Genomic DNA, 25,066 nt, shown 5'->3' on the forward strand with positions numbered 1-25,066 from the left:
GCAAACGCTCGATCGCTCGCTCAAGAGCCTGCTGAAGGAAGGTTGCTAGCGGGAGCGACCCAATAACGCATTGGCGTGCAATCGCACCTAGCACTGGTCTCGTAATTGGGACTCAGGCAATAGAGAAGTCATGAAGCTTTCCATCATTTCCACCATGTATCGATCCGAAGCATTTGTTGCGGAGTTTTGCCGCCGGATAACGCCGATGGCGCAGGCTTTCGCGGGTGCCGACTACGAGATTTTGCTGGTTGATGACGGTTCGCCTGATGCCAGCCTGATTCAGGCCAAGACTCTGCAGCGAAGTGACCCACGCATTCGGATAGTCGAATTAGCGCGCAATTTCGGCCATCATCCAGCGATCATGGCCGGACTGGAGCATTCGTGCGGTGACTTCATATTTCTGATGGACTGCGATCTCGAAGAGCAGCCGGAATGGCTTGCGCTGTTTGTTGCTGCAATGGCCGAGAGCGATGCCGACGTGGTTTTCGGTGCTCAAGCGCAACGGGCCGGAGGGGGGGCATCCAAGCATCTAGGAGGCTTCTTCTGGCGGGCTATCAACTGGTACTCGTCGGTGCGAATACCAACCAATCCCATGACGTGCCGGCTGATGAAGCGGGCCTATGTTGATGCCCTGCTTCGCGTTGAGGACCGCGTACTCTTTTTGGCGGGTACATTCGCTTGGACGGGCTTCGTGCAGAAGCCCCTTGCCCTCAACAAATCACAACGCCCGCGCAATCATTCTAGCTACAGTCTGCCCCGAAAGCTGTTGCAGGTCGCCGACTCATTCTCGTCCTTCAGCATCGCGCCACTGATATGGGTGTTCTTGTTCGGGCTTCTGGTTTGGAGCGGCTCGATCGTTTATGGTGGATATGTGATCCTTCAGCGCATTATCCATCCGGATAGCATTCAAACCGGCTTTACATCTCTCGCGGCATCAATCTGGTTTCTCGGCGGGTCAATCATCCTCATCCTTGGTGTTATTGGGCTTTATATCAGCAAATTATTCCAAGAGGTAAAACGCCGTCCGCTCTACATTGTTCGTAACTTTCATCAAGGTGGTGAAGATGAGTGATAATTTGGATCAATACAAATCCGCTTATGATGCTTCATTCGCATATGAGTTTGACAACAGTATCATTTTAAATTGGTATCCTGAGCGGATATTAAGAGAGTCTGAGAAAAATCAATCTCTTTTGGAGCTTGGTGTTGGTCATGGATATTCTTCATATAAATTTTCAGAATTCTTTTCTGCTCATGATGTTGTTGATGGATCACCGGCAGTAATTGAGCGGTTTCGTGATCGATTTCCTGATTGCAAGGCGACAATACATGAAGCTTATTTCGAAAATTTCAACCCAGGCAAGCAGTATGATCTTATTGTTATGGGATTTGTGCTTGAGCATGTGGAAGACCCGGGGGGAATCTTGAGGCGATTCCGGCAGTTTCTGAAGCCGGGCGGACGATGTTTCGTCGCCGTGCCGAACGGGGAAACGCTGCACCGCCGCTTTGGGCGAGCGGCAAACTTGTTATCGGACTATTTTGCCCTTACCAAAGCTGACCTCGCCTTGGGACATCGCCGCGTCTACTCGCTTGAAACGTTACGCGAAGAGATGGAGAAAGCAGGGTATATTGTCGAAGGAACTGAAGGTATTTTCCTCAAGCCTCTGACCACGAACCAATTATTGTCGCTCGATCTTGACGAGGCAATTACGCGTGCCATGTGCGAAGTCGGTGTCGATTATCCTGAGCTTTGCGCCGGTCTGCTTATGAAGGCCCGAGCCCCGTGAAACGGGTCCTGATTATCGGGAGCACATCAACTGTAGGGCTGGCCTTGGGCCAAGCGCTCAATTCAGACGCGGTGGTGACTTTCGCGGGGCGTCGAAATGCGGATATCCAGCTCGACCTCGGGCGTGATACACCGTGGGAGGAGTTACAGGCCTCCTATGATGTTGTTGTAAATGTCGCGGCCTATTTCGGATCGCAGCAACCATCTGACATGCTTGAAGCCGCGCGTGTGAACGCTTTGGGTGCGTTGCAGGCTTGTGTTCTAGCCAAGCAGGTCGAAGCCAAGCACATTGTCCAGATTTCTTCTGCTTTTGCGGGCTATTGCGTAGGAAGCAGTTTCTATAATGCTTATTCTCTGACCAAGCGGCAGGGTGAGGAGCTTTGCACGCTTTTTTGTGCCGAGCACGATTTGGCGCTCACGATTTTGCGTCCCACGCAGCTTTACGATGCGGTGGGAGCTGCGCGTGTACACCAGCGTATGTTCTATCATATCCTGGACCGGGCTGCGGCCGGTCAGGATATAGTCATCTTCGGCCGGAGCGACCCCTGGCGGAACTATATATTCATTCCTGATTTCGCTGAGATATGTCGGCGCGTGATTCTGCGCGGCGTGACCGGTCTGTTCAATGTAGCTCATCCTGATGCTCATAGGCTGTCAAAAGTCGCTGCCCTTGCCTATGATGTCTTCGGCACCACCGGCACAATTGGTTTCGATTGTAGCAAGCCTGATCTCGGTGATGTCGAAGTGGAAATGGATCGGCGTCTTATCGAAGCTATTACCTATGTACCTGAAACGTCCTTGATCAATGGCATGCGGCTATTTCGCCTCAAACAGGAGAGCGAGTCATGACCACCGTCATGGTGACAGGCGTTGGTGCCATTATAGGTTATGGCATTCTGCGTGCACTACGTGCGGGGCGGCCTGGCCTGAAACTGGTGGCAGCGGATATCTACCCCGATGCCGTGGGGCAAGTTTGGGCGGACCATTTCGAGCCAGCGCCCCTAACCGCATCGGCCGATTATTCGTCTTGGCTAAAGGACACGATCGATGAACACTCGGTCGACCTTGTCATTCCAGGAATCGAGCAGGATGCCCATTTCCTCTCCGATCACCGCGACGATTTTACAAGCACCAAACTCGCGCTGAACAATCGTGCTCTCGTGGATGTCTGCAAGGACAAGTTGGTTCTGCACGACGCGCTGGCGGCACATGGTGAGATGTCTCGCATCGAATGTCTGACGATGGGCAGTTATGGCGCTCTGGTGAGTGAATTCGGCCTGCCCTTCATTCTCAAGCCGCGCAAAGGTTACGCTTCCAAAGGCATCGTTAAGGTGGCGGACCCTGCGGATTTTGCCCCCCACGCAGAACGCCTTGGCACTGTACTGATAGCTCAGCCCTTCGTCGGCGACGATATGGAGGAGTATACGGTAGGTGCATTTGGTGATGGCACCGGTGCGCTGCTGGCACGGATTTCCATGCGGCGGCGATTGTCAGCACAAGGCGCGACGGACAAGGCGTGGGTCGTCAACGATCCCACGCTGGATGATGTCGTGGAACGGCTATTTGCGATATTCAGGCCGGTTGGACCGACAAATTTGCAATTCCGCAAGGCGCGGGAAGGCTGGAAGCTACTTGAAATTAATCCCAGAATATCGTCATCAACGTCGATCAGGACCGCCTTTGGCTATAACGAGGCGGCCATGTGCGTCGACTACTATTTAAATGATGCGTTGATAGAACAGCCAACGCTTCGGCAAGGATCAGCAAATCGTTATATCGAGGACTGGATCAGTTATGATCGGACTGATATCTGACATCCACGGAAATTATTCAGCGCTATCGTCCGTGCTGCGAACGCTCGATATGTTGGATGTCAGCGATATCATGTGTCTTGGCGATGTCGCTGGATATTACTGCCAGATTAACGAATGCTGTGACGCTTTGCGCGTACGCAATATCCCAGTACTACTTGGCAACCATGACTTCTACCTCACGCGGAACGTGCCGTGCCCCCGGTCGAACAGCGCTAATCGCTGCCTTGATCATCAGCGGCAAGTTATCCGCGAGGATAATTTTAATTGGTTAGCAGCTCAGCAATCACAAGCGCGGTGGCATGAGATCAGCGTGGTACATGGAGGTTGGAATGATCCGTTGGATGAATATCTCGTGCCTAGCAGTCAGTATTTTTTGCCGTTGGACGGATCTGTTTTCGCTTCGGGCCATACCCATGTGCAACTAACTTGGGAAGGGGAGGGGAAGAAGTATTGCAACCCGGGTTCGGTAGGGCAACCGCGAGACGGCAATCCGGCCGCTGCCTTTGCGATTTGGGACGGTGAGCGGTTCTCCACACGTCGCATTGCCTACGACATCAAGAGTGTGCATCAGGCGATGGCAGATGCTGGCTTCACGCGCTATTTTTCTGAGAACTTGGAAAACGGCTCCATGATAGGTGGCGGTGTAGTGCCCGCAGCGCTCTAACGCAGATCTAATTCGCGCTAAGGTCGGTAAAGAACAGTAGATCGGTCAGCGGCGCTTTCCGCAGAGCAAGGATTCTGGCGCGACGTTTGCAGTTGATGCAAAATGCGCAGAGGATTAACGCCATTCGAGTTGTGGAGATTGCGCCAGCCGGAGGGAGGGGCACAAGGAACTGAAACGGATCGTGGTCGATTTTCGCTATGCAAGATACTGCTTAGAATGTTCAGTCATGAGCGCTCCCGGAATCAACTGTGAAGCGAGACTGTGCTTGGTATTGCGCGTTTCGCTAGAAAAAGCTGCCCGTAGCCCGGGAATCTGATCGAGACGCCGAGAAACCTGTCAGCAAATCCTGCCGCCAAAAGGGCGCTTCCGAAACACTCCCATCCTTCGCTTGACACGCTTCGCGAACTGTTGGATGGATGCGCCATCGGCGCTGCCCTGCGGGTATGATGTAATGGTAGCCTGTCAGCTTCCCAAGCTGAACGCGCGGGTTCGATTCCCGCTACCCGCTCCAACTATTTCCATAGTGATCCACTGAGGGCCATGGAGTTCTGAATTTAAAGGAACTTTATGTCATTCTAAAATAAATTTTATTATTATAAAACAAAGACATAGGGAATCTGAGGGCAGGACTCGAACTGGGCGTGTTAGGTTGGGAGAAATCAAAGTAACAGGTCCAGTGTTCAACGCATATGTCGAGCCTATAGAAGTCGCCGAACGCAATATTTAGAGTCTAGTCAAGAAGAGAGTTCGCTTTGCCGTTGTTTTTCGCATTTTGAATCATAAACGGGTTGGAGCATAGCCTTATATATATTTGATAAGGCAAGCTTATCCATCATTATATAGGAGAGACAGGCTGTGCTGTTATTGTCATAATGATGGCATAAACCGCTCGCGTGCTGTATGTTGGCTGCCATGGAATCGCCCGTCATCCCACCTGCCTCCTCCGTCGTGCACTCCACCGGGATGCTTGGCTGGGCCTTGCCGCGTGGTCGCGAGCCGGACGAACTCGCCGCCGCCTTCACCGCCGGCATCGCCTTGAAATCGCTGGACGATCTTGTCCGTACCGCGCCCGCCTGGGCCGGCTGCTGGCGCTCCCGCCAGGCCCTGAAATGTGCCGCCGGCGACGATCCCGGTCCGGCCGGCCGGGTGCTTTTGGCCCACAAAGGCTCGGTATGCTCCTGGCTCAGTTTGATTGAGTATCGCGAAGGGCTCCGACGCATGAGCCTTTTTCCGTTGCTCTGTTGAGGCACCAATCATGCTGCGATCTCCACAGTTTCCGTGGGATGCGTGGCTTTGGCAGGCGAGCTCATTCCAATTTTGCGCTCTCCGCTACTACGCCCTCCCTTCAGCCTTTGCTGTTGATCGTATCCAGTACGGCCTTGGCGATCTTTTCGCTTTCCAGATAGGCACCGATATCGTGTCGGTTGTCAGGATTGTCGATCACGTCTGTGATGTCGACGACACCGTCGAACCCGATGGACTTCTTTGTGATCGCCTTTCCTAAGGTGACGAAATCTTCTTTGTTCCGGCCGTTGATCCAACGCTTGATTGGCGGCGTAGGCATCGAACCACGTGCTGGCAAAATCGGCTTGAACATGTCTACGCTCAGTGGCGAGCCGACGGTTACGAAAAGAGGTGCGGATCGGTCTGCAAATTTCGTATCCGCGAGGATGCGATATCCGACAACGGATCCGAGGGAATGACCGATGACGATTGTCGGATCGGGCTTTGTCTCGAAGATCTGTTTGATGACTTTTGCGGCAATGCGAGCCGCAAGCACGGGGTCGCCGATATAGACTGAGGCCTGCCGGAGAAACAGCTTGGCGACATACTTTCCCTTCGTCGGCAAAACGCGTTCCAGGACCTTGGCAAAGGCAATGACCCACCCTTCGTGCGGCACGCCTTGCTCGATCGCTCCCATCGGGACCCCTTCGGCAACAGCTGCACTGGTGAGTTCGGCCTCGGTGACCCCGGCCTCATCCGCGTATGCCCTCAGGAACTCGATCGCAAGACCCGTACCTGGATCGCCAGGGCCTCCCATCTCAACGGCCTTTTTCGTGTCTCCGCTCGCTTCGGCGAGAATGTCGGCATAGTAAGCCGTATCTACCGTAAACGGCTTGGTCGGCTTCTCTCCAAGAGCCGCCCATCCCTTTTCAAGTGCACCCGTCCACCGGTCTTCAATCTCCTTGACCGTGTTGGTTTCATTGTTGATGCCGTGGATGAATACCAATCTCATCGTGCTTCCTCCCGAAAAGCTGTGCTGATCGCGTCAATTGCATCGATACCGATAAATGTCGTAATTGGAGATGGCGCGAGGTCGTCGATGAATCTCCAACAAACCTCATGGAAGGGCAGGGCGCTCTTGCGAAGATAAGGCCAGCCGACACGCAAAATGGGCGCTAGCCCAGCGATTTCGCCGTGGATCTCATCCGTTGCCTCGTAGCTGAAAATCGGCTCGCCTGTATCGTAGCGCTCGGAACCAGCGACCGCAGGCACGACAGTCTCGTAACCGCTTTTGCCTTCAAGGATCGGAAGCTCACCGAGAAGAGCGATGTCAAACGGAATTGGTTGGTAGTGGTCACAGTAGTAGTAGGCCATTCTACGGATGTTGGCGAGGTCGCCCGAGGCGCTGTAAAGATAGGCAGCTACGATACCCAGCATGGGATCGAGGTGCTTGCGGTATCGCAGCTGGTTGGCAATCTTCTGGGCATCGCTCGGGCGCAGGAAGCCTCGCGAGAGCCCCTTGAGGGCTTCTGCAGAATGGAGTTCGTTTCCATCGGATCTATCGCCATAAAGTGGGTACCAACTAAGGAACTCGAGACCCTTCTCGCTCGCGTTGTCGTTCACGGCGCCGATCGTGTGCATACGATCGAACATCGGAATGAGGCTGAGTGCATTCCCACCGTAAGTTGCGCACAGCGTCTCGCCCAGACCGTGCAAACGGCGTTCGTACGAGTAGGTCTTGGTCTCGCCGCCCGGTAGGTCGGTCAGGGAGGGACGTTCGAAGGTTCCACGCTTTCGCCCGGCGACAAGGACCGCTAGATCGGGCGCGCCCTTAATGGCCACCGACGGGCCTCGTCTCGCCTGGCTAAGTTCCTCGCCGATTTCGCGGACAAAAGGTGCCCGCCATTCTGATCGGGACAGGTTGAAGCGTTCAGGTTGCTTGACGGCATTCTTCTGCTCGTTCTGTCGACGATACTGAGCCTTGATGTAGGACACCATGGCGTCGATATTCGCTTCGCTAGCATGCCCGCCAGCCTCTTGCATTGGACGCACTGCGTCGGGCTGTATTTTCCACAGACCGGTTCCGTCCTTGCCAGCCGTTACCTCCGCCTCGGCGGGAGAAAAATCCACGTAGATGTGGTCAAGTGGCCGAAAACCAGGGTCGCATTGGGTGATCTGAACGCGTTCGACCTCGAGGGCGACCTCTGGAACATTTTCTTCAAGATATGTCGAAAGACTTTGGCTCGTCACCGCCTGTTTGTTCAAAAGGAGCAAGACCTTGTCGAGGTTGGTGCCGTCGGGCTCCGAAAGGCCTTTGAGCAGCACTGACGAAAACACTAGATAGGCTGGCCGACCATCCTCGGCTGGGACAGCGAAGGAGCTTTCGCCGGGCTGGCACGAATAAAAGATGTCCTTCTGCGGATTGACGGGTGTGCCCGGGTAGTAATCAAGCACTGGAGCGCCAAGCCCGGTCAGGGCTTTGGAGGAGCGGCATGCGTCGCTGATGAAGGCAATTTGCGCAGGCCCGTAACTCGCCAACATGTCGCGGAACAGGTTCGCGCTAATACGCTCGTTCGGTTGATCCGGCCCACGTGACAAAATCCAGTATTGATCGGGCCAGACCGCGAAGCCGTGGCCGGCGAAATAGACGATGATCCTTGGCCGATCGAGGAGTTTTGCCGGATCGGTGTTCCCGTCGTCGTCTTCCGGGGTGAGAGCTTCACGAATGCGTTTGACCGTGACGGGTTTTTCCGCGTCGTTGATCTTGATGACGTCATAGTCCTTGGCCGCCCAGGCGCAAATTTGCTCGCTCGACTCAAGAACACCTGGCAGTGTTTGGAGGCCTTTCGCCTTGTGCACGGCAATCGATATGAAAAGTGGCTTTTCCACTCGTACGGTTCCCCCAACCTCGCCGAGTATATCTTGCGCAATTTCTGCATGCAGTCAAAGGATGAAATTCGCTGCATGGCGTCGCGTCCGCATGACAGTCGCCAAAAACCGCTCATCTTCAATCGTGCGAGGTCCGTGAACAAAATCACCAACTATTGGACCTCAGGCGGCGTATTTCCAGCGGGATTCTCCGAATTTAAGGGAGATTTTGCGCTGTCGAAAGGCGCGAACGGCGTATATTTACTCAGCGATGTGATAATTGTTCAGGGGTTAATGTGTTTCACACAGGGCATCTCCGCACAATTAATCGTTGCGAAACAAATCAGAACGTACCAAACTCGGTGCAGTGGGGAGTTGGGGAATGCAACCTTTAATGTCTAAAATGCCGTCGAGCTGATGTTGTGGCGGCCGACTTCCCGTTGCGCCGAATAAACCCCGCATTTTATTGATGGTCCTTCAACGTTCATGCCCAAAGACACGCCTCCCGTGAATGAAGCCAGCGTACCCCAGAAATTCGGAACGATGCTGGACGTCAGCTCGCTCAGCCAGATCGTCGAGGTGACCGGCCGATCTTGCCGATTGTGCAAGTCAGGTGTGACAGGTTCCGCATTCCTGATTGGTCCAGACCTCATTATGACCGCGCACCACGTGGTCGCGAGGCTGCTCGAGGTATTGGACGAAGACGACGATCAAGTCTTTATCGAATTTTACGTTGCGACTGGTGGTCCGGGACGGCAGGACAAAATCAGCCTCGGACACGAGAAGATCGTCGCGTTCGATCCTACGCTCGACTACGCAATCATACGCTTGCCGAAGAAGTATGGTTACCATCGGTACGATGAATCGGCCAGCCGAATGCGGGGCTGGCATTCGCTCAAAACGGAGGCTCATGGACTACGAGCGCCCGTTTGCACTGTTGCATTTCCCGCAGGTGAAGCGTGATAACGTTGTTTTGAGAGATGCGAAGCCGAACAAATCACGCTTCGTGGTAAGCGGTGGGTCCGTCACCAAGAAGGTCGGGGACCGTTTTTATCATTCTGCTGCTACTGAGGAAGGCTCGTCCGGCGGTCTGTGTTTCGTCAGTCATTCGATGACGCCGCTCGCGCTTCATGTACAGACTCAAGGCGACGATAACATCGCGGTGGAGATGGCTGCTATTTTGGAACATGTCGAGCTGAGGTTTCCGGAAATCGACACTGAAATCATGACCACCAGGCCGGAAACGATGTGTCCGCGAACAAGCTGGGATGGAAAGCCGATCCTCAATCGTGACGGCATTATCGCCAAGACCATGGGGATGATCCAGGAGGCCGACAAGGATCCGCTCTATGTTTATGGGAACTCTCGTTCCGGTCGAACCTTTGTGAAGCATATCGTCAAAACGTTTCGTCCGAGCCGACTGCATGAACACATCGAGATTAGTACGCTCGAAAAGAACAAGAAGGTCATTCGGGAGATCAATCGGCGTGTTTTCAATTCTGAGGAGCGCGTTAGGCACTATGAGGACAGCGAGTCCTTCCATGCCTATTTCAAGCGTGAAATCGGCAAGGTCCTCGACGATGTCGACCAAGTATGCTCGCTCCAACATGAAGTCGCATTCATCTTCTTCGACGGCTTCGACGTATCTGACGAATTTACGGTGGATCTCTTCTCTCATATTTGCGGACTAGCGCCGCAATTCACCCATATCCGTATCGCCCTCTCCGGCTCCATAGAGATACCAGCTGGCGTGAAAGCACACCGTTTGGACCTCGGCGCGATCAAGCCTGATGATTTCCTCAGACTGGCCGAGCACTTTTGCTGCTATCATGAGCTGGATGTCGCCGCACCTGTCTTTGAAAGCGCGGTAAATACGCTCGTGTCTACCATCGACTTCTCGACCACCACGCTGGTCACGCATGCAGATAGAGCGCATGATCTTTGCAACTCTCTTCGCGAGCTTTCCGGGGTTTAACACATGCCGTCTGAACCTGTAGACCTGACTGCCGCCCAGAAGGAGATTCTCGCTCGATTGGGAGGACTTGGGAGGAGGGACGGGACGATCGCTGAAAAACGCGACGAGATATTGTCGCAACTTGCCCGTCCGGGCTTGTTTTCGTTCAGTCGTCTCCGCGCGATACTCGATTTTGGTGATCAGTCGATCTCTGCCGCCGTTGAGAAACACATCCAGGCTGACTCGCAAGTCGTAGAGCGTGCGAATGGGGCTCTCTACCGCCTCAAGGACGACGTCCGAAGCGACCAGATCCGGCGCAAAGGGCTGGGCATCCTGGAGGGGGGAATTGAGGCGGACGGATGGGACGATTTCGAGCGCCTGTTTAACAGGGTTAGCCAAGTCGGCAGCATTCAAGCCGAAGATGTCGCCGAGTTTGGAGCCGAGTTTTCAATCAGGGTAGCGCATATCCTTGGCTCGGAAAACTTCCCGTCAGCGAGCAAGCTGAAATCGATCGCCCGTACGCAACGCCGGGCAAGATCTTATGAGGCCACCAAAGAGCGGATTTTTGTGGGGCGGGAAGGTGAGCTTGCTGCCGCTCGCCAGTTTCTTGTCCGCGATGAGTATCCACGCGTGCTTCAAATCCATGGAGCTGCCGGTGCCGGTAAGACGACTCTGGTTAAGAAGGCGCTGCAGCGCCTCTATCATGACGACGCCAGTATCGTTGTAGAGGTGGACTTCGAGAGGCCGGTCAACGACCAGAACCTCCTTTCATTCGTCGGTCGTGAGCTGCTGTATGCGCTCTATGATGGGGGCTTTCTGCTGGATCGACAGCTTCACAATCTTGAAAGAGATGTAAGCCAGATTGTTGACCGTGATGCGCTCATCAGGCTTCTTCAGCGGCCCATGGCGGGCGCTGCAAACATGGGGAAGCGGGTACATTTCTTCTTCGATTCTGTCGAAATCTTCGTAAACGCTTTCAATGACCCCTTGCCTTTGATGGACCTGATCGAAGCTCTCGTTCAGGAATTTGAACCTTGTTCGGTGGTACTCGCAACGCGGCTATCCACATTCGCATTCAATGTGCCGCTCGAGACCATTCATCTACATCCTTTAACAGATGACGAGGTCCGCCAGTATTGCGAGGAAAGCAATCTTCCGCCTGCAGCGGAACTGTTTGTCTTGCGCACTTTGCCAGAGCGAAACCCCCTTCTGCTGACTTTGCTCGTCGAAGCGGTGAAGCGCGAGAGGAGCCTCTCCTTCAGTGATCTCAAGCGGGGGCCATTCAATAATGTACTGTTTCAGCGGTATGTCATTGAGCGTATCATCGACAAGCTTCCAAAGTTCCGCCATCGCGACATCGCCCAGGCCGCGCTTCCACTTCGCCGTATCACCCAGGAACTCTTGGCCGAAAGCGGCATATTCCCTGAGTTCTCGCGACACGGTGACCGGCAGGTCTCCGACATATTCAACGAACTCGAAAAGCAGATTATTTTCTTCGAGTCAGGTGAAGATGGTCTGTATATCCGACAAGATATCAGAAGCCTTTTGCTTAGGCTCGGCTTTGCAAGTGGGGAAAAGGAGCAGCTCAACAGAATCCGGCGTCGTGCCCTCGATTTTTACCTTGGAAAATTTAGAGGCGGAGACCAGGCAGCTCGGAAGGAGGCACTTTATTATGCCCTCTCATTGAACTCGGATCGCCCGGTCTTGGAGGAGATATGGTCTGCTGATGACGGGAATGAACTGCTCAAATATCAAGATGATTTCACGCCGCGGTCGCGTTCCTGGTTGAAGCATAAGCTTCAGCGCCGTTGGCGATTGAGTGACTTTACCGACGCGTTTGTTGATGATGCTGAACCAGAGAGTGTGAATTTTGTCTTCAATGCGTTCTATAGTGGGCGCGTGGATTCGATCGAACGCTTGATGAAGGCAAAGTCGTTCTTCAAGTCGAATAGCTATTCAGCAATTTTCGCTGAGGCGATGGTCGATTTGGCAAGGCTCAACTACCAATCGGCAATCAGCAAGATTGCGTACTCGGCGATGCATGCGCCGCCAAGCGCGTCTCACCAGATATTGCAGCAAGGCTTGAGGGTCGCTGCTATTTCTGATGTGGATGCCGGCGAGCTCATCGATCATGCACGGCGCGTCTACTTCGAGTTGGCGGAAAGCGGCGGCGACAATCGCTGGCTTGCGAGCTATTACTCGTTCTGGATTGCCCGTTTGTTGCCGGAGCCCGGCGAATTACGCCGCGAAGTTATCCAGTTTAAGGAAATGCTCGAAGGGATCGAGCCTCGTCATCTGGCCAAAAGGTCGAAGCTTTCCGTTATGCAGTTCAATGACCTTTGCCTGCTCGGGTCAGCTGAAGATCCCGACTTTGCGATCTACTGGCTTCAGTCGATCACCCCTAAGAAGCTTGCGCCTTCCTCGCTTCGCCACGTCTATAGGTACTTATACAAGGAGCAGCGTCACCTCATCCCGAGTGCGGCACCGACTTTGCCCACGAACCCGACAGCGCAGTCCTCACCTGGCGAGCGGAAAAGCTGGGAACGTGCGCTCAATGCATATTTGAAATCGAAGGAAAAGACTGATGCCAGGGATGTGGGTTCGTTGCGGCAGGCCATGCTTATCAATGCCAGCGATATTCTTCTTGGTCTGTTGATAGCAAGCATTGAAAGGACCTCGGCAAGGACCAATGTCTCGGAGCACGAAATCGTAAGAGAATTTTTGAACCGGAAAGTTACGGGAGGCTCGAATGTTTCATCCATTGTGGCAGCGTCCGTTCGACAGCTGGCGCGTGACGGAGACCTTTACGAAGCGATTATAGTTCAGCGGGATGAATATGAGATCCGAAAAGCACTGACGAATTGGCTTCGGTTCTTTCAGATCGACATCAAGGCCTTTTTGCCCGATCGAAATCGCAAGAACTGAAAATCCTTTCGGACCGCACTACCCGCTGCACTGTTCTTCAGTGCCGTGTCCAGTACGCTGCCAGCAAGGCTGCACGATCTGCACCGCGGTCTGATCCGGCGAAGAGCCACGATTTTCTGCCTAGTGCGAAGCCCCTGAGCGCTCGCTCGGCGGCATTGTTCGTCAGGCAAATTCTGCCATCCTCCAGGAATGACGTGAAGCCATCCCAACGCTTGAGCATGTAGTCGATCGCCTCTGCGACCGGAGAACTGCGTGACAGGTTTGCTCCCCGTTTCACCGGACAGATCGGCTATCCCTGATGAACTGCCGAAACGCATCGCAGACGCCATGCCAGTCGCGTGCAGCAAACTCGATCTCCTCCGGTGTGATTAGCCCTTCGATCGGCCGAACATTCTTCAAGAGCTCCGGATGCTGACGGATCCAGCCAACCTCAGAGCGGGTGATTTCAACACACCGCTTCTGCGATAGGGTCGCTAAGCGACATCGAGCCAATCGGTGGTGATCACGATCCCAACCCCAAGATCATGCTCCCGTCGGCTGGTCAGTTATTTCAATGGGAAACATCATCTCGAAATGCACGATTGCAATAGATGAAAGGCTCAACGCGACGCGGTCGTGGTGTGATAGCAATAGGTGGATTGGCTTGGGCCGGATCTCAAAACTATCGACCTGTGGCTTCGGCTTCAGCTCTTCGATCGCAGATTTGATGTCGAGGCGGTGGGATACGGAACCTTCATTTGTCGTGTAGGCGATCATGCCCGCGACAGGTTGGGTTGTATAGACCGAGTCAGTGGTAAAAAAGCAACCGATCCCCTCTTCTGCAAGATATCGCCCCTCGATATCCGTAATCGATCTCAGGGGCTTAGCTTCCAAGGCGAATTGCGGTGCATTCGGACCGACCTGCGAGTAGATAAAGAAGTCGACTTTCCTGGAGTATCGTCCAGTTCGGTTTGAACTCTCGACCAGGTATTCGGTTTTCCTTTCGAGCAATTCTATCAGCGCTTCGAGCCGCCGATCGTGAACGAAGTCGGCACGCGCCATATCTGGCCCGCTATGGCGGAAAGCGTGACCTGGGGTTATGGATCGGCTGGGACTTATGGTTTCCTTCGCCCGCTTGTGAAGGATCGGTGGCACAACGGGGCAGGGCATGGTTACTTTCTGAAGCCGGGGTTCTGCACGGATTTCTGGGTGCCATACCTCAGGAACGGCCACATCAAGGCATCCAGCACGGAGCCGGAGAGCCCCCGTCTCTGGATTCGGCTCCTGTCGATCGTCCGGCTGAAGTATGTTGCGCTCACTCTTGGCGCATTAGCTATCACACCGTCGCTCGGCGTGCGACCGCTCGATCCATGGGCTTGGCTTCCGGGTTTTGCGCGACAGAAAGAATCGAATACAACAACGGACTTAGGTATTGGTTCATCTGCAGCGGACTTTCGCAATTTTTGCTAGGGAAGTCAGTCGTGCCTTCCTATTTTTGAGATGTGGCCATCTGCGATTCGATTGATGGCATCTGTGGGAATCGCCCAGTCTCAGCGTATTTGTTCTTTATTTGTTCCTAAATCTGCATTATATCCGATGATATCTCGAGCGATTGCAGCTTGAAGGCGCGATGATGTTGGGGATGCACAACTTCATGATTGAAAAATTAACGATTCTCCCTCAGAGTGATTTTGCTGCGGATTGCCGCGGAATGCTGCGGAGGCCGGATGTGGGCAAGGATGGTCAGGACGCTGAGCGTGTGACGACGACGCTGACTCGGGCGCAGAAGGCAGAGCTTGATCGTCTCGCGAAAGTGCACGGCGTGAAGGTTGCTTGGTTGGTCCGGCGGGCGGTTGAGAGATTTTTGGAAGAATCCGCCGGTGGCCCGATGTTGCCGCTGGATCTAACGAGGGGCGAAGATGCAAAGCGCTGAACTCTTCGCTGGCTGTGGTGGGCTGGCGCTCGGAATGTCGCGAGCCGGATTCCGTCATCAGCATATGGCGGAATTCGACCGTGATGCTGTCGCTACGGTCCTGCACAACAAGGAAAAGGGTGTTGAGCACGTTCGTGAATGGCCCATGGGCCTTCAGGATGTGCGGGAAATCGATTGGAAAAAGCTTACTTCGCTTGATTTGGTGTCGGGCGGGCCGCCATGCCAGCCATTTGGAATAGGTGGCAAGAAGCAAGGTCAAAATGACCATCGAGACATGTGGCCAGAGGCCATTCGCGCTGTGCGCGAGGCGAGGCCTCGTTCATTTCTGTTCGAGAACGTTAGAAATCTCGCTGGCCCTCGTTTTCGCCCCTATCTGGACTGGATCGTTGCCCATCTTGAAAGGCCTGGATTGCTTCGCAACTCAGGCGAGTCTCACGAGGTGCATCGTTCGCGGTTGACGACATCAAAGGTGCGCGCGGAATACAACGTGGTTTGGCAGATGGTGAACGCGGCTGATTATGGGGCCGCGCAGATCAGGCATCGCGTTCTGATTTTTGGTATTAGGAGCGATCTAGACATTCAGCCGACGCTGATGACGCCCACCCATAGTCGCGATCGGCTCCTCTGGGAACAATACGTTACGGGCGAATATTGGGAGCGGCATGGTTTGAAGGAGAGAGGCCGGGTGCCACATCTCCAGCAGGATCGTACCCGCGTTGAAAGATTGAAGAGCGATTATGTTGAGCCGGTCGAGGCTCCGTGGATCACGGTTCGTGATGTATTAAAAGGCTTGGGTGAGCCGAACGGGAAGCTGAACCACGTCCTTCAAAGTGGCGCGCGAGTATATCCCGGACATACGGGAAGCCCCCTCGATCTTCCCGCGAAGGCTCTGAAGGCTGGCGACCATGGTGTTCCAGGGGGGGAGAATATGATGGTTCGCGATGATGGATCGGTTCGCTATTTCACGACACGAGAAGCCGCTCGCCTGGTAGGGCTTCCGGATGACTACGAGTTCCCGCGGTCGTGGACCGAGAGTATGCGTCAGTTAGGCAACGCGGTTCCGGCTCCCCTGGGAGCTGCGGCAGGCGCTTGGCTCGCGGCACAACTTGGTGGAAAAGAAACGGGGGTAAGCCTAGCCTCCGCGCGTCGCGCCGCGTAGTCTTTGTATAGTATTTAAGCCGGCGTGCGAGTCGTGACTATTAGACCTCGTTTCGGCGTTCGAAGGGGTTTAGTGGATGGCTTTGGCACCAGATCGCGCCGCGATTAAGGCACTTGAGGACGCGCTCGCGGCGGTCCTCGCCGCAGCCGGTGACAATCCTCCCCAGGGAGTCGTTCGACGAATTCGGGAGGGCTTAGCAACGCACGCCGAGGCGGTGGAGGCGGCGCGCTCGTCCACTGATCCAATCCGTATGCCTCGTGCAACATTTGATCCCGCCGACCCAAAGGCAGTCGGACGAATGGTCTCTATCGCGCTCATCGCACAGCCACTGCTCCCGCTGACAGACATCCGGCCCGCGTATGGTTCAGGCGTCTACGCAATCTATTATCGTGGCGATCATCCACTCTATACCGGTATTTCCGGAACTGAGACGCCGATCTATGTTGGCAAGGCCGATCCAGCGAAAGATGATGCCAGTACCACCCGGGAGCAAGGCGCGAAGCTCACCGCGCGTCTCTTGGAGCACGCTGGGACGATCGGCACTGCGGAAGCCTATGCTGACAAGCTTCCACCGCACCTCTCGCCGATAAAATTGGCGGACTTTGTATGCCGCCGCCTTGTGTGCGCTACAAATGCTCAACTCGTCGCTGAAAAGCATCTTATTCGAACATTTTGGCCGATTTGGAACTCGGAGACCAAGGCTTGCTGGGGTATGAGCAAGCACGGCGACGCCGCAAGCACGCGTGCCAACAAACGCTCTCCTTGGGATGTGGTGCATCCAGGGCGGCTTTGGGCATTGGATGAGCGTCTGGCAAACTCTCTGACGCCAGACGAGATTGCCCAGCGGGTTGCCGCGACACTAGAGAAAGTTCCGGCTCGACTGGATCACGCCGCGCTTCTGGAGGAGATGTTAGCGGGCTTTCGTCAGGATGATCCAACTTCCACCGATCCTGTTGTCCCGCCAGTGGGCGAGAACGTCGTGGGTCCTGAACCGGATGAGGCTGGCGGTGCCGACGACGAATGAGAGGGATATAGCCAGAAGCGCGCAAATGTCCCTTATACGGGGGCGTGATACAAAGCCTGAGCTGCGTGTGCGGCATGCGCTGCATGCGGCAGGATTACGCTATCGTCTGCATGCTAAGGATCTACCTGGAAAGCCAGATATTGTGTTTAGGAGTCGGCGGATAGTCGTTTTCGTGCACGGGTGTTTCTGGCACCAGCATCCAGACCCCAACTGTAAGCTAGCAAGAATGCCGAAGTCGAAGCTCGATTTTTGGCGGCCAAAGCTTGAGGGCAACAGATTGCGAGACCAAAAGACGCGGTCCGCGCTGGAGGAGCTAGGCTGGACCGTTATCGAAGTTTGGGAGTGTGAGACCAAAACCGAGCAGCTAGATCAGCTAGTCGCTAGACTCCAGGCATCAAAAGTATTGCGTGGGGCGGATACCAGACCCGACCTCGCGGCAGGGCAAAGGTAGGAAAATGACTCAGGAACTCGATCTTACGCCGGCGCCGCGCGTGTTGCAGATGCTTGGCGAGATTAATCTCGAACAGTGGCGATGCCTAGCGGAACTCATCGACAACTCGATCGATGGTTTCATTGATGCCGTGAGAGTTGGAACTCCGATTAGTCAGCCGGAAATCGCGGTCAGCATACCGACCACTGACGCGGAGAACGCGCGTGTGTCCGTCAAGGATAATGGGCCCGGCATGTCCCTGGAGACTTTAGAGAACGCGCTTCGAGCCGGTTGGTCCGGCAATGATCCGCTTTCAAAGCTGGGCCTGTTCGGCATGGGTTTCAACATCGCCACCGCGCGTCTCGGAATCGTAACGGAGGTTTGGACAAGCCGTCGGGGCGATCCAGAGCAGGTCGGCGTTAGGATTGACTTGGAGGAGCTTCGTTCATCAGGAAACTACAAGGTGCCCCGTCAGACGCGCCCCAAGTCGAACCATGAGGATCATGGAACAGAAATTGTGGTCACACGGCTCAAGCCCGAGCAGCGCGCCTATCTAGCGCGGTCGAACAATCGCACGACCATCAAAAAGCATCTCGCCAAAACATACTCGTCGCTTTTGTCTAATTCGGAAGCTGGTGCGATCCGGCTCACGTTGGGTGGCGCGAGAGTGATGCCGCTTCGGCCCTGTGTATGGGATGCAAGTAGGTCCGTCGAACTGCCTGACGGCACCGTTGTTCGCGCGGTGGAGCAATTCGACGTTGCTCTCGCTCCTCGACGTTATTGCGAGCATTGCATGCGAACGCTGGCTCGCGATCAGGCGCAATGCCCAACAGGAAGTCCTCAATGCTCCATCGTGGAGACACCGCGAAGAGTGAAAGGCTGGGTCGGCATCCAAAGGTACTTGGACAAGACTGACTTTGGTATCGACTTTATCCGAAACGGCCGCAAAATTGAAATTGGGAACAAGGATCTCTTCATTTGGAGCGACGGGGAAAATCAGGATGTCGAGTATCCAATCGACGATCCGAGAAGTCGGGGGCGCTTCATCGGCGAAATCCACCTTGACCATTGCCAGGTGAGTTACACGAAGAATCGTTTTGAGCGGGATGATCCTGCCTGGGACGAAATGGTCCGCGTTGTTCGTGGCGAGGGACCTTTGCGGCCAAACACGGCACAACGAAAGGGTTTCAGTGGAAATCAGAGCCCGCTGTACAAACTATTTCAGGCTTTCCGCCGAACCAGCCCTCAAGGCAAGAATGGTCTTTGGTCTCGGATCATGGTTGTCCAAGACAACGATCGCGCTCAACAAATGGCTGGCTTCTTCGCTAATGCCGACGCCGACTATCTCACGGACGAACGTTGGTGGCAGCTCATCGAGGAGCAGGATGCGAAGATTCTTGGTGATACTCCGGGTGCTGGAGATAGTGCCGGGATTCCTGAAGGTTTTCTAGGAGGTGACGCCGGTACCACAGGGTCGGGTAATGTCGTCGCCGGCGGCAAGCCACATGGAGAGGTGGAAACTGTCGACACTGCCGCAGTAGTATCCGAGCCTACCCCAGCTCCGTTGCGGCGGCCGATATTTGAACTGACGCGCAAGTACATTCACCCAACCTATCGTGCGGAGTTTGAGGTGGAAGCTTTCGCCGTTGATCCAACTGACCCGCAATTACCGATCGGTCAGCCATGGGCGGTACGTTTGGACAACGTCGCGACCCGCACCTATTCATATTTGGTCGATACGGCTCATGACGTATTTCGATCCTCAACGATGACCCCGCTTGATGCTTTGCTTGTCGATTTGACCTATCGCACCATTGAGTTTCTCCGCGGGCATAGCCAGGATGCCACGCCAGCGAGTGTCCTCGCGGATTTTCGTGCCGAGTATTGTGGCGACACTCGTTTGGATGAGCAGGAAATCATTGCCCTAGCCGGCAACATTTTAAACGATATTTGTCGCGCTGTGGCTGGTCTTATGGACAGCCAATCCGCTACGGTCACATATAATGAGCTGTCTGACCGTGAAAAGGAAGGCATCGCTCGCCGGATGGCCGGTCGCGGCGTTACTGATCCACGAGCCCTCATCGAGGATGGTCGATATTGGGACTACGCGGATGGCGGCACGCTACGGCGTTTCTTTATAAGACACCCCGAGTTGTTTCTGGATGGGAGATATTGGGAGGATGCCTACGCCGCCCTCGATTATGGTGCGCCGGAGGTGACGAACGAAGCCAAGGCAATGACTGTCGCGCGCTACGACGCCTACCTCGGAGATGCCATTTGGCTCTCGGATCAAACGCCGGCTGATTTAGCGCGAGCCTCGCGCGATACTGTGATCAGAGCGACTTGCTCGCTCCGCCTTCTCAGGCCGGATGTTGCGATGTGAGCGTAGAACCCTTCCTCCACACCCAGCGGCTTCTCAAGGGGCCATGGCAGGCTTTCGAGCGCGACGTTGCTCGGTTGCTAGTGTGCAACGGGTTCGAGGACGTAAGGCTCATTGGTGGTGCTGGTGATGCTGGCGCCGACGTGCTGGGCGTCAAGAATTCCGAGCTATGGGTAATACAATGCAAGTTCACGACTGGCGGTTATCCGTCGCCGGCGGCAGTGGATCAGGTCGGAGAAGCGGCGCGCTATTATCAGGCCGATCGACTTTATGTTGCCACAAGCCGGCGTGCTGGCCCCGCGATGCAGGCCTCGGTTCGCCGTTGGGCCGCGCTCGGCATTAACATTGGTATTTTGGAGCCCGCTACCTTGCTTGAGATGGCAAGGCGCAGCCCGGAGTATCCGCCCAGCAGACGAGATCTTCGCGACTATCAGCTCGAAGCCGTCGATCGATTTGTGGGAGCCCTAAGAGAAACTGGTCGCGGGCAGGTCGTTCTTGCGACTGGGCTTGGTAAAACGGTCGTTCTGGCAGAGGGCGTCGCCCAACTCTTTCGTGATGAGGCAATCCCTGGAGGACGGGTATTGGTGCTTGCTGGCACGAGGGAGTTGGTCGATCAGCTACAGAGGGCATTTTGGGATCAACTTCCCAAATGGGTTCCCACGCACCGTCTAATTGGAGGTGAATTTCCCAGTGAATGGGACGGAATTACGTTCGCTACTGTCCAAAGCGCTGTATCCAAGCTCGATGACCTGCCCGATTTTGGGCTGGTGCTGATCGACGAAGCGCATCATGTTGGCTCCGATACTTTTCGAAGAGTCACAGATAGAATGGAAGATGCGATGATCGGTGGTGTTACCGCCACGCCGTGGCGGGGAGACGGATATGATATTGATCATCTACTTGGTCCACCGGTAGTTCGGATCGGAATTGCTGAGGGGCTGAAACGGGGGTTTCTTTGCGAAGCGGATTATCGTCTGCTCGCGGATAACATCGACTGGTCGTTTGTTCGATCGCACTCGCGCAATAATTACTCGATCACGCAGCTCAACAAACTGTTATTATTGCCGACGCGTGATGAGGAAGCGGCTCGAGCTATCCGTGATACCTTCGACAAAGAGACCCGACGTTCGGCTATAATATTCTGTTCTTCCGTGACCCATGCCAAAGGGTTTGCCGCGATGCTGAGGCTCTTTGGTTTCCGCGCCGAGCCAATTACCGGCGATATGACATCACGGGACCGTGATCGGATCATGGCGGCGTTTCGGAAGGGATCGCTTGATATTGTCACGACCCGCGATCTGTTCAACGAGGGCGTTGATGTGCCTGACGTGGACATGATCGTATTCATGCGCGTCACGCACAGCCGTCGAATATTTGTACAGCAGCTCGGTCGGGGTCTGCGTATTAGTCCCAGGAAGAGTAAGGTTGTCATTCTCGATTTCGTCAGTGACCTGCGTCGCCTCGCCGAGATCGTCGAGCTTGAGAAGGCCGTCAGGGGAGATGTTGAGCGTTTGCGTCTGCCCGGTGTCATCCAGTTTCGAGATGAAGGCGCTGGCACGTTCATGCTCGATTGGATGAAGGATCAGGCCGATCTCTTCACCCGTGAAGGTGATCCCACGCTTGAACTGCCAGCCTTTGATTTTCCATCGCCTCATAGTGGGGGCGGAATTCAATGACGCGGATTCCCACAACCCTTCGAGACGCCTTGAGGGATCAGCTTTGGCAGCAATGTGATGATCTCGGCTGGATGTCACTCCAAGATGTCGAGCGTGCACGGTATTATGAGCTCTGGACGCGAGACACTTCGATTGGCGGACAGTTAGCTCATGTAATGGATGCCAGAAGGGTGCGGGTCTATATTAAGGACTCTTTGGTGAAGCCTTATGTCAGGGCGCGATTGTCCTTGAATGAAGCCGAAGTTTGGAGATTACTTGGACTCACCGACGAGGATCGTACTGTTCATGCCTATATTAAGCCTCATGGGCGACGAACAGAGGACGGTCGCGTGATCGGTTGGGGCCGAAGCCGCGACTGGAAGTCTATCCTAATGGCGGTTTTCGAGCGCGGCCGTGCGCAAAGATCCTTTACGTCGTTCGGCGTTGTCCTGCTTGAGAGCGGGAAAACCGAGGCGGATCGGTCCCGTAACTTAGTCAGAGAGGCGGCCCAGAGGCTTGGTATCGAGAAACTAGCCTGGTTGGAGTGACTATGAGAGAAAAATATCCGGGTTGGTATCCAAAGTCGGCGAGTGAGGCGTCGGCTTTATGGGACAGTGCGGTTTTTGTGCCCGATGCTAATGTTTTACTACACTGCCTCCGTCATCCCGCGCCTGTTCGCGAGGAGCTTTTACGGTTGTTCGACGCGCTTAAGGACTCTTTGTGGATCCCATATCAAGTGGGACTCGAGTTTCATCGCAACCGCCTGGACGTGGAGCTTGGTGCCCAAGATGCCTACGATGTGTTGATCAAGGATTTGGAGGCAACGATCGAGAAGGCGCGAGAAAGACTTAGACAACTTCGCGCTCATCCAACGATTAGCGTTCCCAAGGAATTGGCTGCCTTGGACATTTTCGCGGCCGATTTTCGGGCACGGATGGAGTCCTCGCGGGCTTTGCATCCAACAGACGACATCACGGCAGCAGTCTCGCGACTAATGCAGCTTTTGAATGGACGAGTTGGTACTAAATGGAAACCAGAACAGTTCGCAGCCCTGAAAAAAGAGGGCGATGATCGCTACACCAAGAAGGTCCCTCCAGGGTACAAGGATGCCAAGAAGGATGGGAGTGACTTCGATAAGTATGGCGATCTGATTATCTGGAAGGATATGATTGGTAAGGCGAAGGCTGATAAGCGCCCGATTATTTTTGTTTCGGATGATGCGAAGGAGGATTGGTGGTGGATCCACAGAGGTCGGAAGCTGGGGCCTCGCCCCGAGTTAATCGAGGAGTTTCATGTGGATTCGGGGCAGGACTTCCATATGTACGAGTTCGGCCAATTCCTACGATTTGCGGCGGAGCGCTTCCCTGAAATCAAGGCAGGGGTCGACCAAGTCGAGAAAAGTCTCGAGGACGACGTGCGTGCGCGCAGAAAGCAGAATGAGGTTACAGAGGCGATCGCGAGACGGGCACGAGTTCGAGAACTCGAGGACGAACGTGATCAAATCGTCGCCATCCTGTCGGGAGCACCCGGTGGATCGATGCCGGTAACGACTGCCGATAAGACCGTTCTGAGAACGCGTCTTGGCGAGCTCAATATAGAGTTGGATGCCCACCAACCAAGCCCAGACACTGACTCCACTTCCTTGGGCGTAAGCGACGCCAATGGAGCGAAGGAGGTGTAGTGAATCGATGTCACGCTCGCCGGGGGGCGACCCAATCGATTGCTGTCTTCTATTGTCTTAGAATTTCGTCGTCGACATAACGGACAAACCCGCATAGCTAACTGGACTTGCGGTCACCTGGTGCTCTCTTGATCCAGTTCATCGGGCTTGTACGAGTCAATATGAACCCCAGCTAGTTCAAAAATGCGATGGGCGTAACGATAGTGCTCCTGCCATTTGTGATCACGCGCCGGATGCAGACCGGGCGCAGGAATGACTAGCCGCGCAATCCCCGCGTTCACAATAGCTCTCGCACAGTCAGCGCACGGAAATAATGTTCCATACATCGTCGCGCCCTCGAGCGTCTGTCCATGCCGAAGCGCCTTTATTATTGCGTCACGCTCAGCATGTTCGAGCATATGGTATTTCCACGACGACTCATTCCGGATCTCGGCATGAGTCTCCGATATACCGTAGCCTAGCTTTTCTGGAGGTCTGTTCGTCCCCGACTCCAGCACATTGCCGTTGGCATCCGTTATGATCACGCCTACAGGCCGGTCAGGGTCATGGCTCAGTTGCTGAATGCCCTTTAATTTATGGATGATCTCGATGTCTTGTTTTGTGATTGTCATGTGTTGCAACTGTTGGTCCATTCGCGCGCAAGATAGAGTTGCAGCACGTTTATATTGAAATTATAACACATTAGCGACAGAACTACGCCAAATCTGGGGGCAAAATGACATTACTATCGGGCGCCGAACTCGATCCTGCATTGTATTTCGCAAGCGGCACTCCCTGTGTTCAGGGATCGAGCTTCGATCTGACGATCGGGAAAATATTTAAGAAGGATGGGACCGAGGCGCAAGGGCCTTTCATCCTGAAACCAGGTGAGATGGTTCAGGTGGTATCGGCCGAAGTGTTCAAGCTGCCAGACAATATCACCGGACATGTTACCTATAAAACAAGCCTTACCAGAGAAGGTATCTGGGCGCTCACCGTTGGCATTGTGGATCCCGGTTGGGATGGCCCGGTAGCGACAACTCTTCTGAATTTCAGTCGTATAGATCATACGATCCATGCCGGTGACAGCTTTCTCCGCGTCAGTCTCTTTAAACACCATCCGGTAGAGGAGAAGAAGCTCCGCAAAGCGAAGCCCCCTCATGAGTATCTGAAAGAAATTCAGACATTTGCTGCCGCTCGTTTTCCCAGTACCTTTCTGAACAGCGATCAGATCGCCACCGATGCGGGGCAAGCGGTTCTGACCCGGATACGGAATGAGGGTCTTGCTTGGCTTGGTGCTATAGTCATTGTCTTCACTTTGATTCAGGTGTTCGCCGTTCCCGCAGCCAAATGGGTAGATACCTTGTTGTCACCAACCAGTGCTGAGGAGTTGAGTCTTGAGTTGAAAAATCTGCGTGAGCGATTGGAGGAAATTGAAAGGAAAAAATATGCAAATGAAAATATGCAGCAGCAGAATGTGAGGGATATGTTTGAGAAGAAAGTCCCTGACGCGAATGAAAATTCTGCGGGTCAGGTAAAGGATTGACGTTTTTTTACAGGTGTTGCTCGGTAAGTATTTTAATTCTACTATTTTTCGGCGTGGATCTCTTA

21 protein-coding genes, 1 tRNA gene and 1 pseudogene are annotated in these 25,066 nt (G+C 54.4%); 18 read left to right on the plus strand and 5 right to left on the minus strand.

Annotated elements, in window-relative coordinates:
- Window positions 1-130 precede the first annotated feature (130 nt).
- From ACZ48C_RS01105 to ACZ48C_RS01135, 7 genes are all read left to right on the plus strand, one after another.
- On the plus strand, window positions 131-1,072 hold the full coding sequence (locus ACZ48C_RS01105) for a glycosyltransferase family 2 protein (RefSeq protein WP_464781919.1): 942 nt from the start codon (window positions 131-133) through the stop codon (window positions 1,070-1,072).
- Window positions 1,065-1,787 (plus strand): class I SAM-dependent methyltransferase, encoded by a 723-nt coding sequence (locus ACZ48C_RS01110; RefSeq protein ID WP_464781920.1) that lies wholly within the window; start codon window positions 1,065-1,067, stop codon window positions 1,785-1,787. The genes ACZ48C_RS01105 and ACZ48C_RS01110 overlap by 8 nt, the downstream gene beginning before the upstream one ends.
- Entirely contained in the window at window positions 1,784-2,635 is an 852-nt protein-coding gene (locus ACZ48C_RS01115) for an NAD-dependent epimerase/dehydratase family protein (protein ID WP_464781921.1), read from the plus strand. The genes ACZ48C_RS01110 and ACZ48C_RS01115 overlap by 4 nt, the downstream gene beginning before the upstream one ends.
- On the plus strand, window positions 2,632-3,600 hold the full coding sequence (locus tag ACZ48C_RS01120; protein ID WP_464781922.1) for an ATP-grasp domain-containing protein: 969 nt from the start codon (window positions 2,632-2,634) through the stop codon (window positions 3,598-3,600). Before ACZ48C_RS01115 ends, ACZ48C_RS01120 begins: the two co-directional genes overlap by 4 nt.
- Window positions 3,581-4,264, plus strand: a complete 684-nt coding sequence (locus ACZ48C_RS01125; protein WP_464781923.1) for a metallophosphoesterase family protein — start codon at window positions 3,581-3,583, stop codon at window positions 4,262-4,264. The genes ACZ48C_RS01120 and ACZ48C_RS01125 overlap by 20 nt, the downstream gene beginning before the upstream one ends.
- A 437-nt stretch (window positions 4,265-4,701) precedes the next feature.
- Window positions 4,702-4,775, plus strand: a tRNA-Gly gene (locus tag ACZ48C_RS01130).
- A 401-nt stretch (window positions 4,776-5,176) separates the two neighbouring features.
- Window positions 5,177-5,509: a DUF1403 family protein gene (locus tag ACZ48C_RS01135; RefSeq protein ID WP_464781924.1), complete on the plus strand. Its 333-nt coding sequence runs from the start codon at window positions 5,177-5,179 to the stop codon at window positions 5,507-5,509.
- Between the two features lie 100 nt (window positions 5,510-5,609).
- Here the strand turns inward: ACZ48C_RS01135 and ACZ48C_RS01140 are convergent, their stop codons facing one another.
- On the minus strand, window positions 5,610-6,500 hold the full coding sequence (locus tag ACZ48C_RS01140) for a hypothetical protein (protein ID WP_464781925.1): 891 nt from the start codon (window positions 6,498-6,500) through the stop codon (window positions 5,610-5,612).
- A complete protein-coding gene (locus tag ACZ48C_RS01145; RefSeq protein WP_464781926.1) occupies window positions 6,497-8,377 on the minus strand; it encodes a hypothetical protein in 1,881 nt (626 codons plus the stop codon). Before ACZ48C_RS01145 ends, ACZ48C_RS01140 begins: the two co-directional genes overlap by 4 nt.
- Before the next feature lie 522 nt (window positions 8,378-8,899).
- Here ACZ48C_RS01145 and ACZ48C_RS01150 point away from each other — a divergent pair.
- The 3 genes from ACZ48C_RS01150 to ACZ48C_RS01160 are packed head-to-tail and all read left to right on the plus strand — an operon-like array spanning window position 8,900 to window position 13,235.
- The gene (locus ACZ48C_RS01150; RefSeq protein ID WP_464781927.1) at window positions 8,900-9,319 is read left to right on the plus strand and encodes a S1 family peptidase; all 420 of its coding nucleotides are present in this window, start codon (window positions 8,900-8,902) and stop codon (window positions 9,317-9,319) included.
- Window positions 9,267-10,331, plus strand: coding sequence for a hypothetical protein (locus ACZ48C_RS01155; RefSeq protein ID WP_464781928.1), 1,065 nt, complete (start codon window positions 9,267-9,269; stop codon window positions 10,329-10,331). Before ACZ48C_RS01150 ends, ACZ48C_RS01155 begins: the two co-directional genes overlap by 53 nt.
- A 3-nt stretch (window positions 10,332-10,334) precedes the next feature.
- Window positions 10,335-13,235, plus strand: coding sequence for an ATP-binding protein (locus ACZ48C_RS01160; protein WP_464781929.1), 2,901 nt, complete (start codon window positions 10,335-10,337; stop codon window positions 13,233-13,235).
- Between the two features lie 61 nt (window positions 13,236-13,296).
- On the opposite strand, the pseudogene ACZ48C_RS01165 reads toward ACZ48C_RS01160, so the two are convergent.
- Together ACZ48C_RS01165 and ACZ48C_RS01170 are read right to left on the minus strand one after the other, a co-directional pair.
- Window positions 13,297-13,500 (minus strand): annotated as a pseudogene (locus ACZ48C_RS01165) (IS66 family transposase); the annotation flags it as partial.
- Between the two features lie 257 nt (window positions 13,501-13,757).
- Window positions 13,758-14,276 carry a hypothetical protein gene (locus tag ACZ48C_RS01170; RefSeq protein ID WP_464781930.1) on the minus strand — a complete coding sequence of 173 codons (519 nt, stop codon included), beginning with the start codon at window positions 14,274-14,276 and terminating at the stop codon, window positions 13,758-13,760.
- Window positions 14,277-14,826: 550 nt separating this feature from the next.
- On the opposite strand from ACZ48C_RS01170, the gene ACZ48C_RS01175 reads away from it, so the two are divergent.
- The 7 genes from ACZ48C_RS01175 (at window position 14,827) to ACZ48C_RS01205 (ending at window position 23,476) form a co-directional block, all read left to right on the plus strand.
- A complete protein-coding gene (locus tag ACZ48C_RS01175) occupies window positions 14,827-15,147 on the plus strand; it encodes a ribbon-helix-helix domain-containing protein (RefSeq protein ID WP_464781931.1) in 321 nt (106 codons plus the stop codon).
- A gap of 34 nt (window positions 15,148-15,181) precedes the next feature.
- On the plus strand, window positions 15,182-16,306 hold the full coding sequence (locus ACZ48C_RS01180) for a DNA cytosine methyltransferase (RefSeq protein WP_464782755.1): 1,125 nt from the start codon (window positions 15,182-15,184) through the stop codon (window positions 16,304-16,306).
- A 76-nt stretch (window positions 16,307-16,382) separates the two neighbouring features.
- The gene (locus ACZ48C_RS01185; protein ID WP_464781932.1) at window positions 16,383-17,330 is read left to right on the plus strand and encodes an Eco29kI family restriction endonuclease; all 948 of its coding nucleotides are present in this window, start codon (window positions 16,383-16,385) and stop codon (window positions 17,328-17,330) included.
- Window positions 17,302-17,781, plus strand: coding sequence for a very short patch repair endonuclease (locus tag ACZ48C_RS01190; RefSeq protein WP_464781933.1), 480 nt, complete (start codon window positions 17,302-17,304; stop codon window positions 17,779-17,781). The genes ACZ48C_RS01185 and ACZ48C_RS01190 overlap by 29 nt, the downstream gene beginning before the upstream one ends.
- A 4-nt stretch (window positions 17,782-17,785) precedes the next feature.
- Window positions 17,786-20,143 (plus strand): ATP-binding protein, encoded by a 2,358-nt coding sequence (locus ACZ48C_RS01195; protein ID WP_464781934.1) that lies wholly within the window; start codon window positions 17,786-17,788, stop codon window positions 20,141-20,143.
- Window positions 20,140-21,816 carry a DEAD/DEAH box helicase family protein gene (locus tag ACZ48C_RS01200; protein WP_464781935.1) on the plus strand — a complete coding sequence of 559 codons (1,677 nt, stop codon included), beginning with the start codon at window positions 20,140-20,142 and terminating at the stop codon, window positions 21,814-21,816. The genes ACZ48C_RS01195 and ACZ48C_RS01200 overlap by 4 nt, the downstream gene beginning before the upstream one ends.
- A gap of 529 nt (window positions 21,817-22,345) precedes the next feature.
- Window positions 22,346-23,476, plus strand: a complete 1,131-nt coding sequence (locus ACZ48C_RS01205) for a PIN-like domain-containing protein (protein WP_464781936.1) — start codon at window positions 22,346-22,348, stop codon at window positions 23,474-23,476.
- Between the two features lie 113 nt (window positions 23,477-23,589).
- On the opposite strand, the gene ACZ48C_RS01210 is transcribed toward ACZ48C_RS01205, so the two are convergent.
- Entirely contained in the window at window positions 23,590-24,087 is a 498-nt protein-coding gene (locus ACZ48C_RS01210) for a deoxycytidylate deaminase (protein ID WP_464781937.1), read from the minus strand.
- A gap of 104 nt (window positions 24,088-24,191) precedes the next feature.
- On the opposite strand from ACZ48C_RS01210, the gene ACZ48C_RS01215 reads away from it, so the two are divergent.
- A complete protein-coding gene (locus ACZ48C_RS01215) occupies window positions 24,192-25,001 on the plus strand; it encodes a dCTP deaminase domain-containing protein (RefSeq protein WP_464781938.1) in 810 nt (269 codons plus the stop codon).
- The last annotated feature ends 65 nt before the right edge of the window (window positions 25,002-25,066 follow it).

This window comes from Shinella sp. 1A1, assembly GCF_055379515.1.

Excerpts from the sequence above, each read along its gene's own strand:
- ACZ48C_RS01125 (WP_464781923.1), top strand. The coding sequence starts at position 3,581 with ATGATCGGACTGATATCTGACATCCACGGAAATTATTCAGCGCTATCG.
- ACZ48C_RS01160 (WP_464781929.1), top strand. The coding sequence starts at position 10,335 with ATGCCGTCTGAACCTGTAGACCTGACTGCCGCCCAGAAGGAGATTCTC.
- ACZ48C_RS01150 (WP_464781927.1), top strand. The coding sequence starts at position 8,900 with ATGCTGGACGTCAGCTCGCTCAGCCAGATCGTCGAGGTGACCGGCCGA.
- ACZ48C_RS01180 (WP_464782755.1), top strand. The coding sequence starts at position 15,182 with ATGTCGCGAGCCGGATTCCGTCATCAGCATATGGCGGAATTCGACCGT.
- ACZ48C_RS01215 (WP_464781938.1), top strand. The coding sequence starts at position 24,192 with ATGACATTACTATCGGGCGCCGAACTCGATCCTGCATTGTATTTCGCA.
- ACZ48C_RS01170 (WP_464781930.1), bottom strand. The coding sequence starts at position 14,276 with ATGGCGCGTGCCGACTTCGTTCACGATCGGCGGCTCGAAGCGCTGATA.
- ACZ48C_RS01110 (WP_464781920.1), top strand. The coding sequence starts at position 1,065 with ATGAGTGATAATTTGGATCAATACAAATCCGCTTATGATGCTTCATTC.
- ACZ48C_RS01190 (WP_464781933.1), top strand. The coding sequence starts at position 17,302 with ATGAGGCTGGCGGTGCCGACGACGAATGAGAGGGATATAGCCAGAAGC.
- ACZ48C_RS01205 (WP_464781936.1), top strand. The coding sequence starts at position 22,346 with ATGAGAGAAAAATATCCGGGTTGGTATCCAAAGTCGGCGAGTGAGGCG.
- ACZ48C_RS01185 (WP_464781932.1), top strand. The coding sequence starts at position 16,383 with ATGGCTTTGGCACCAGATCGCGCCGCGATTAAGGCACTTGAGGACGCG.
- ACZ48C_RS01120 (WP_464781922.1), top strand. The coding sequence starts at position 2,632 with ATGACCACCGTCATGGTGACAGGCGTTGGTGCCATTATAGGTTATGGC.
- ACZ48C_RS01140 (WP_464781925.1), bottom strand. The coding sequence starts at position 6,500 with ATGAGATTGGTATTCATCCACGGCATCAACAATGAAACCAACACGGTC.
- ACZ48C_RS01135 (WP_464781924.1), top strand. The coding sequence starts at position 5,177 with ATGGAATCGCCCGTCATCCCACCTGCCTCCTCCGTCGTGCACTCCACC.
- ACZ48C_RS01210 (WP_464781937.1), bottom strand. The coding sequence starts at position 24,087 with ATGACAATCACAAAACAAGACATCGAGATCATCCATAAATTAAAGGGC.
- ACZ48C_RS01155 (WP_464781928.1), top strand. The coding sequence starts at position 9,267 with ATGGACTACGAGCGCCCGTTTGCACTGTTGCATTTCCCGCAGGTGAAG.
- ACZ48C_RS01195 (WP_464781934.1), top strand. The coding sequence starts at position 17,786 with ATGACTCAGGAACTCGATCTTACGCCGGCGCCGCGCGTGTTGCAGATG.
- ACZ48C_RS01105 (WP_464781919.1), top strand. The coding sequence starts at position 131 with ATGAAGCTTTCCATCATTTCCACCATGTATCGATCCGAAGCATTTGTT.